We start from the raw sequence: 6,613 nt of genomic DNA on the forward strand, positions 1-6,613 counted from the left end.
ACCGGGAGCTCCCGGGCGGCGGCCGTCGTCGTGCGTCGTCGTCCCGGGCGTCAGAGCCCGGAGTAGGAGTGCTTGCCGTCGACCAGCAGGTTGATGACGGTGAAGTTCGCGAGCACGACCGCGTACCCGACGTAGACGAAGTAGGCGGCGCGGCGCCCGCTCCACCCGCGCGTGGTGCGGGCGTGCAGGTAGGCGGCGTAGACGACCCACGCGACGAACGTGCCGACCTCCTTGGGGTCCCAGCCCCAGTAGCGACCCCAGGCGTGCTCCGCCCAGATGGCGCCGCCGATGAGCGTGAACGTCCAGAGCACGAACGCCACGGCGTTGAGGCGGAACGACAGCGCCTCGAGCCGGCGGGCGTCGGGCACCTGCTCGAGCCACGCGAACCGCGGACCGGTGACGGCGAGCGGCGCGAGCCACCGGCGCAGGCCGTCGCCGCCGCGCCACGGCGTCGTCAGGTGCGAGCGGCCGGTCGCGCGCGCGTCCCGCAGGACCTGGAGCACGGCGGTGCCGAACGCGACGGTGAACACGCCGGTCGCGAGGATGGCCACGCCGACGTGCAGGACGAGCCAGTAGCTCTGCAGCGCCGGCTGCACCTCGTCGGCCTGCACGTGGAACACGAGGAGCGCGAGCGCGAGGCCGAGCACCGCGATGCCCATGACGAGCACGCCGAGGAACGCGATGGTCCGCCGGCGCTGCACGACGGCGAGGACGGCGACCGCGACGAGCACGCCGACGACCGCGAACTCGTACATGTTCGCCGTGGGCCAGCGGCCCGCCGCGAGACCGCGCGTCACGACGCCGGCGAGCAGGATGACGAGCCCCACGAGCGTCGTCGACCGCGCGATCCCCTCGGCGCGGGAGCGCCCCGCCGGGGTCGCCGCGGCCGGTGCGGCGGCGTCGGCCGCCACGGGTGCCCCGCCCGCGGCGACGAGCTCCCGCGCGCGCGGCGCGGTCGCCCGCTGCGCGGCCTCCGCGACGCGCGACAGCTCGATCGTCCACGCGACGAGCGCGAACGTGAACGCCGTCGTCGCCCCCCACACGAGCAGGTCGCTGACCTGCGCCAGGGTCTGCTGGTCCATCACACGCCTCCGGGTCCGGGCGCCGGGTCCGGCACCTCGTCGTCGCGGTCGGGTCGGTTCTCGGGGGCGCCGGTCGTCGAGCCGGTCGTCGTGCCGGTCGTCGTGCCGGTCGTCGAGCCGGTCGTCGAGCCGGTCGTCGTGCCGGTCGTCGAGCCGGTCGTCGAGCCGGTCGTCGTGCGCGTCGCCGGACGCCCGAGCACCTCGGCGAGCACCCGGTCGAGCTCGGGCTGCAGGCCCACGTCGTCCCCCCGGGCGAGGCCCGCGGCGTCGACCACTGTACCGGCGGGCCCGTCGCCGCCCGCCGGCGCGAGCCGCAGCCAGAGCCGCCGCCGCGGCGCGAACAGGGACGCGGCGAGGCCGAGGAACGCGAGCACGGCGAACACCAGGACGCCGAGCAGCGCGGGGTCGTGCCGCAGGTCGAGGGCGACGAACCGCGGCAGTCCCTCGAAGGTGAGCGTCCCGAGCCCGCCGGGCAGGTCGACCGTCTCGCCCGGGCGCACGTACAGCGTCACGTCCTCGCCGGCGTCGTCGGTGACCTTCTCCATGCGCGACTCGTCGAGCCGGTACACGTTCTGCGGGACGCCCGTGTCCAGACCGAGGTTCCCGCGCCACACCGACAGCACGAGCATCGGGTCCGTCGGCTGCGGGTCGGCGGAGCGCCACCAGCCCGGCACCCACTCCTCCGCGGTCGGCAGCAGGTACCCCACGAGGCCGACCTGGTCCTGCCCCGCCGACACGTCGGGCACCTTGACGACGCCGCGCGACGTGTAGACCTCGTCCTCGGGCAGGAACGGCACGGCCCCGGCGAACGCGACCTCGCCCGCGGCGTCGCGCACCGTCACCTGCGGCGCGTAGCCGTTGCCCTGCAGGTACACCTTGGCGCCGCCGGCGGTGACGGGGTGGTTCACCTTGATGGTGCGCTCCTGCGGCTCCTCGCCCGGCTCCGTCACCGTGACGTGCGCGGTGAAGTCGCGCGACTGCAGGGTCTGCGGGTCGAACCGCGACTCGAACTCGTCGAGGCGCAGCGTGAACGGCTCGAGGTCGGCGGGGTCGAACGCGGCGCCGCGCTCGAACGTGTCGTAGCCGGCCTGCACGTTCGCGAAGCCGGTGCCCTGCACGACGATCGCCTGCCCGCGGAAGTGCAGCAGCTGCCCCGTCGCGACGCTGACGAGCAGCCCGACGAGCGCCAGGTGGAACAGCAGGTTGCCGGTCTCGCGCAGGTAGCCGCGCTCGGCGGAGACGGACCACGTGCCGGCGCCCTCGTCGTGCACGTCGACCCGGTACGACGGGACGAACGGCAGCCACGACGCCCCGCGGCGCAGCACCGCGGCGGCACGCTCCCCCACGGCCCGCGGCGCGTCGGCGGACGTGCCCTCCCCGCGTGCGGGGAACCGCGCGAGCCGGCGCGGCGTGCGCGGCGGGCGCCCGCGCAGGGCCGCGAGGTGCACGCGCGTGCGCGGCAGGATGCAGCCGACCAGCGAGACGAACAGCAGCAGGTAGATCGCGCTGAACCAGACGGACGTGTAGACGTCGAAGAAGCCGAGCCGGTCGAGCCACCGACCGGCGCCCGGGTGCTCGTCGAGGTACTCGGCGACGGCGGCGGGGTCCTGCGGCCGCTGCGGGAACACCGTGCCGGGCACGGCCGCGACGGCCAGCAGCATGAGCAGCAGCAGCGCGACGCGCATGCTGGTCAGCTGCCGCCAGGCCCAGCGCAGCCAGCCGACGAGGCCGAGCGCCGGCAGGCCGGGGTCGGGCGCACCGGGGCGCGGCGGGGTGGCGGGCGCGGCGGCGACGTCGCCCCGCGTGAACGCGTCGTCGAGCCCCTCGGGGCGGTAGGTCACCACGTCGGCCTCACAGCACCGGGACGAAGGGGTCGGCGCCCGTCAGGACGCCCTGGAGCCACGCGGACCACGTGCCCCACACGCCCGTGACGAGCGCGAGGCCGAGGACGACCAGCACGCCGCCGCCGACGCGGCGGACCGCGAGGCGGTGCCGGCGGAGCCACCCGAGCAGGCGGTCGGAGCGCTGCAGCCCGAGCGCGACGAGCACGAACGGCAGGCCGAGGCCCACGCAGAACACCGCCGCGAGCAGCGCGCCGCGGCCGGCGGACCCGCCGGTCAGCGAGAGCGTGAGGATGGCGGCGAGCGTCGGGCCGATGCACGGGGTCCAGCCGATGCCGAACGCGACGCCCAGCAGCGGCGCGCCCCACAGGCCGGCGCGCGGCGCGAGGCGCAGGCGCCGCTCCCCCTGCGCGAACGGCACCAGGCCCAGGAACGCCAGGCCCATCACGACGGTGACGCCGCCGAGCACCCGGCCGACGGGCTCCTGCCACTGCCACAGCAGCGCGCCGAGCGAGCCGGCGAGGGCCCCGAATGCGACGAACACGAGCGAGAACCCGACCACGAACAGCGTCACGCCGAGCAGCACGCGGCGGCGGGCGACGCGGTCGTCGGCGTCGTCCGCGGCCGGGGTGGCGACGGGCACGGCGTGCGCGACAGGCACGGCATGCGCGACGGGCACCGCGGGGGCGGCGGCCACGGTCGGCACCGCCGTCGGCGCCGGCACGGCGGGTGCGGCGGCGCCGCGGCCGAGCGTCACGACGTCCGTCGCGTCGACGACGCCGAGCGCGCGCGACCGCCGGTCGCCGGCCGAGCCGCCGGGCGCGCCCGCGAGCCCGCCCAGCAGGCCCAGGTACCCGGGGACCAGCGGCAGCACGCACGGCGACGCGAACGCGACGACGCCGGCCAGCAGCGCGACCGGCACGGCGAGCAGCAGCGAGCCGCTCGCGACGGCGGCGCCGAGGTCCGCGGCGGCGGTCACGGCGTCGCCGTGCCCGTCGGGTCGGGCGTGGCCGTCGACCCGGGGATGGCCGTCGACCCGGGGGCGGCCGTCGACGCCCCGGCGCCGTCGGTGCCGCCACCCTCCGCGAGCAGCTCGTCGACGAGCGAGCGCAGCGTCGAGCCGTCCGCGAGGCCGAGCACGCGCGCGGCGACGCGACCCTCGCGGTCGAGGAGGACGGTCGTCGGCACGGCGCTGACCGGGACGACGCCCTGGAGCGCGGCGACGGCCGACCCCTCGGTGTCGGCGATGCTCGGGTACGGGATCGCGAACTCCCGCTGGAACGCCTGCGCCGCACCCGCCGCGTCGCGGACGTTGACGCCGAGCACGTGCACGCCGCGGCCGGCGTAGTCGGTGGCGAGGGCGGCGAGGTCGGGCGCCTCGGCGCGGCACGGCGGGCAGGCGGCGTACCAGGTGTTGAGGACGACGACGTCCCCGCGCCACGCGGCGACGTCCTGCGCCGTGCCCTCGTAGTCGGTGCCCGCGAGCGCGAGCGGCTCGGTGCGGTCGCCCACCGCCCACGCCGTCGTCGAGCCGTCGCCCGACTGGTAGCCCTGGCCGACGACGTCCTCGGGCGCCGCGGGGTCCTCGGCGCCGGTGCCGCAGCCCGCGAGCAGCGCCGTCGCGAGCGCGGCGACGGCCGCGACGCCGCGGACCGTGCGGCGCGCGGTGCGGCCGGCGCGACGCGGCGCGCGGGTGGCGTCGGCGCGCACGTCAGGCCCCCGCGACCGTCGAGGCGCCGGGCAGGAGGGACGCGGCGGGCTCGGAGTACCCGACCGCGACGAGGCGGTCGCCGGAGAAACGCAGCGTGGTCAGCGACGCGAGCGCGCACTGGCGCCGGCGGGGGTCGTGCCACAGGCGGCGGCCCTCGAGCGCGAGGCGGGTGACCCAGATGGGCAGCTGGTGGCTGACGAGCACGGCCTCGTGGCCGCGGGCCGAGTCGCGGGCGGCCTGCACGGCGGCGGTCATGCGCGCGACCTGCACGGTGTACGCCTCGCCCCACGACGGGCGGAACGGGTTGCGCAGGTGCGGCCAGTGCTCGGGGTGGCGCAGCGAGCCGTCGCCGACGCCGAACGTCCTGCCCTGGAAGTGGTTCTCGGCCTCGATGACGCGCTCGTCGGTGACGACGTCGAGCCCGAACGCGGCGGCGATCGGGGCGGCCGTCTCCTGCGCGCGCTGGAGCGGGGACGCGACCACGGTGACGACGTCGCGACGCGGGGCGCCCTCGTCGCCGGCGAGCGTGCGGGCCACGAGCTCGGCCATCGCGGTGCCGCGCTCCGAGAGGCGGTAGCCGGGGAGGCGCCCGTAGAGCACGCCGGAGGGGTTGTGGACCTCGCCGTGCCGCATCAGGTGCACCGTCGTGTCGACCATGTGCCCAGTGTCGCAAACCAACCCGGATGCACCGCCCCCGCGCGGCGTGCGGTGCGCCACGTCGGGCGGCCGTCAGGCGGCGGGCGGGGCGGCCGTCAGGCGGCGGGCGCGGGGTCCTCGGCCTCGGCGCGCGCCTGCGTGCAGTCGGGCGAGCGCAGGTGGTCGACGACGACCTGCATGGCGTCGCCGAGCGCGGCGAGCTGCGCGTCGGTCAGCCGGTCGACGAGGTGCGCGCGCACCGACGCGACGTGCCCGGGCGCCGCCGCGACGAGCACGTCCCAGCCGTGCTCGGTCATGACGCAGTTGACGCCGCGGGCGTCGCAGCGCGCCTGCTCGCGGCGCACGATGCCGGCGCGCTCGAGCCGTGCGACGGTGTGGGTGAGGCGGCTGCGCGAGTGCGCGAGGTCGCCCGCGAGCTCGGACATGCGCAGGGTGCGTCCCTCGGCCTCGGAGAGGCGCACGAGGATCTCGTACTCGGCGAGGGACAGGCCGCTCGTGGCGTCGAGCTCGCGGCCGAGGGCGTCGAGGAGGAGGGCCGCGCCGTCGCGCCAGGCGCGCCAGTGCCGCTGCTGCTCCTCGGTGAGCCACCGGACCTCGTCGGCGGGCCGGGGGTCCTTCGGGGTGCTGCTGGTCACGTCGTCCTCCCCTCTTGCCTTCGGTGGCACGAGTGTAGTAGAAATCTCAACCAACAGGTACTTGATGATTCAACGAACCACGGAGGTCCCCATGACCGCGCTCCCCACCGGCCTGTCCACCGGCACCTGGGCCGTCGACGCCTCGCACTCGGAGGCGTCCTTCACCGTCCGCCACGCCGGCATCTCGAAGGTGCGCGGCACCGTGGCGATCACGTCGGGCACGCTGACGGTCGGCGAGGACGTCGAGTCGTCCTCCGTCGTCGTCACGCTCGACCCCTCCACCGTCACCACGGGTGACGCGAACCGCGACGGCCACCTCAAGAGCGGCGACTTCTTCGACGTCGAGACGCACGGCGAGTGGTCGTTCACGTCCACGGCCGTCCGCGGCGCCGGCTCCGACTACGTCATCGAGGGCGACCTCACCATCCACGGCGTGACGCAGCGCGTCGAGCTCGAGACCGTCTTCAACGGCTCGGCCGTCGACCCGTTCGGCAACACGCGCGCCGGGTTCGAGGCGTCGGTGACCATCTCGCGCAAGGACTACGGCCTCACGTGGAACGCGGCGCTCGAGGCCGGCGGCGTGCTCGTCGCCGACAAGGTCAAGATCGACCTCGACGTCTCGGCCATCAAGCAGGGCTGACGCAGCACCTGCACACCCACCGCGGGGCGCGACCGGTCCGGTCGCTG

General features: G+C 76.3%; 7 protein-coding genes. 1 reads left to right on the forward strand and 6 read right to left on the reverse strand.

The features are described from left to right. Positions 1 to 50: 50 nt before the first annotated feature. From ccsB to ACFUMH_RS18130, 6 genes are all read right to left on the reverse strand, one after another. Positions 51 to 1,082: a c-type cytochrome biogenesis protein CcsB gene (gene ccsB / locus ACFUMH_RS18105; protein WP_378208815.1), complete on the reverse strand. Its 1,032-nt coding sequence runs from the start codon at positions 1,080 to 1,082 to the stop codon at positions 51 to 53. Further along, positions 1,082 to 2,926 (reverse strand): cytochrome c biogenesis protein ResB, encoded by a 1,845-nt coding sequence (locus tag ACFUMH_RS18110; RefSeq protein WP_378208818.1) that lies wholly within the window; start codon positions 2,924 to 2,926, stop codon positions 1,082 to 1,084. Before ACFUMH_RS18110 ends, ccsB begins: the two co-directional genes overlap by 1 nt. A 7-nt stretch (positions 2,927 to 2,933) precedes the next feature. After that, the gene (locus ACFUMH_RS18115) at positions 2,934 to 3,902 is read right to left on the reverse strand and encodes a cytochrome c biogenesis CcdA family protein (RefSeq protein WP_378208820.1); all 969 of its coding nucleotides are present in this window, start codon (positions 3,900 to 3,902) and stop codon (positions 2,934 to 2,936) included. Beyond that, positions 3,899 to 4,633 carry a TlpA family protein disulfide reductase gene (locus ACFUMH_RS18120; protein WP_378208822.1) on the reverse strand — a complete coding sequence of 245 codons (735 nt, stop codon included), beginning with the start codon at positions 4,631 to 4,633 and terminating at the stop codon, positions 3,899 to 3,901. The genes ACFUMH_RS18115 and ACFUMH_RS18120 overlap by 4 nt, the downstream gene beginning before the upstream one ends. Position 4,634: 1 nt before the next feature. Then, positions 4,635 to 5,291 (reverse strand): histidine phosphatase family protein, encoded by a 657-nt coding sequence (locus ACFUMH_RS18125; RefSeq protein ID WP_378208825.1) that lies wholly within the window; start codon positions 5,289 to 5,291, stop codon positions 4,635 to 4,637. A gap of 95 nt (positions 5,292 to 5,386) precedes the next feature. Next, on the reverse strand, positions 5,387 to 5,926 hold the full coding sequence (locus tag ACFUMH_RS18130; RefSeq protein ID WP_378208827.1) for a MarR family winged helix-turn-helix transcriptional regulator: 540 nt from the start codon (positions 5,924 to 5,926) through the stop codon (positions 5,387 to 5,389). A 91-nt stretch (positions 5,927 to 6,017) separates the two neighbouring features. Between ACFUMH_RS18130 and ACFUMH_RS18135 the strand changes: the two genes are divergently transcribed. Beyond that, positions 6,018 to 6,566: a YceI family protein gene (locus tag ACFUMH_RS18135; protein ID WP_378208829.1), complete on the forward strand. Its 549-nt coding sequence runs from the start codon at positions 6,018 to 6,020 to the stop codon at positions 6,564 to 6,566. Positions 6,567 to 6,613 lie beyond the last annotated feature (47 nt).

The organism is Cellulomonas sp. NPDC057328 (genome assembly GCF_042667215.1).
GTDB lineage: Bacteria > Actinomycetota > Actinomycetes > Actinomycetales > Cellulomonadaceae > Cellulomonas.

Bases quoted from the DNA above. Each gene is read 5' to 3' on its own strand.
- ACFUMH_RS18135 (WP_378208829.1), top strand. From the start codon at position 6,018: ATGACCGCGCTCCCCACCGGCCTGTCCACCGGCACCTGGGCCGTCGAC.
- ccsB (WP_378208815.1), bottom strand. From the start codon at position 1,082: ATGGACCAGCAGACCCTGGCGCAGGTCAGCGACCTGCTCGTGTGGGGG.
- ACFUMH_RS18125 (WP_378208825.1), bottom strand. From the start codon at position 5,291: ATGGTCGACACGACGGTGCACCTGATGCGGCACGGCGAGGTCCACAAC.